Below are 789 nucleotides of genomic sequence, written 5' to 3'. Positions count from 1 at the left end.
ATTTTCAAACCGACGGCGTGCGGCTGGTGCGCTGGCTGCCTGGCGCCAACGGAGGGGAATTAACGCTGAAAGTGGACTGGGCGCAGATTCCGGCCTTATTTGAGCGGCTCGCTCAGCGTGGGATGGGAGTGAGCGGGTTTTCCGTCATGCCGGAGGAGACGCGGTTACAGCTGGTTTTGCAGGTGGAGAACACCGATGCGAACTGAGCTGCGCTGTCTGATTTTGTGTTCTCTGGCACTGCTCACCGGCATGCGTGACCTCTTTCGCCCGCCGGACGATCGCTGTGCCACAGGGACATTAGCGCGCTGGCGCTATCAGGGGATGATCCAGAGCGGAAGTGCTGTGGGTATCGTCAAGGATGAACAGGAGCGCTGGCATCGCATACGGCAGGGCGAACGACTGCCAGCGGGCTGGCAGGTGCTGACATTCAATGAAACGGAAATGGTCGTCGGGCTTGGCGAGGGATGTGAGCCGAAAGCGTGGCGATGGCAACGAGAGGGAACGAAGAATGAAACGACTCAGGAGAATCATCCTGCTGATGATGCTCAGCATGCCGACATGGGCCGCAGTGCCATAACCCGTCACTCTGGCGGTGGATGACGTACCTGTGGTGCAGATTTTACAGTCACTGGTGGAGCTTGAGGGCCGCAATCTGATTGTTGCACCGGACGTAAAAGGCGCGCTTTCGCTGCATCTCACCCATGTGCCGTGGCGGCAGGCGCTGCACATCGTCGTGACCAGTGCCGGACTGGTTTTGCGCGAAGAGAGCGGCATTTTCTATGTCAACAC

General features: G+C 58.9%; 1 protein-coding gene and 2 pseudogenes. All 3 read left to right on the top strand.

Features of this window, described 5'->3' with window-relative positions:
* Window positions 1–206: pseudogene (locus tag K5E19_RS23105) on the top strand (hypothetical protein); the annotation flags it as partial.
* Window positions 196–600 (top strand): HofP DNA utilization family protein, encoded by a 405-nt coding sequence (locus tag K5E19_RS23100; RefSeq protein ID WP_221553261.1) that lies wholly within the window; start codon window positions 196–198, stop codon window positions 598–600. The pseudogene K5E19_RS23105 and the gene K5E19_RS23100, both read left to right, overlap by 11 nt.
* Window positions 581–789, top strand: a pseudogene (gene hofQ, locus K5E19_RS23095) (DNA uptake porin HofQ); the annotation flags it as partial. The gene K5E19_RS23100 and the pseudogene hofQ, both read left to right, overlap by 20 nt.

Source organism: Enterobacter sp. RIT637 (assembly GCF_019718755.1).
In the GTDB taxonomy this organism is placed as follows: domain Bacteria; phylum Pseudomonadota; class Gammaproteobacteria; order Enterobacterales; family Enterobacteriaceae; genus Enterobacter.
The sequence above is the reverse complement of the archived record's forward strand: the minus strand, read 5'-3'. Positions and strand labels throughout refer to the sequence as shown.

What these genes read in the sequence shown, in the direction of transcription:
- K5E19_RS23100 (WP_221553261.1), top strand. Translation starts at nt 196, where the DNA reads ATGCGAACTGAGCTGCGCTGTCTGATTTTGTGTTCTCTGGCACTGCTC.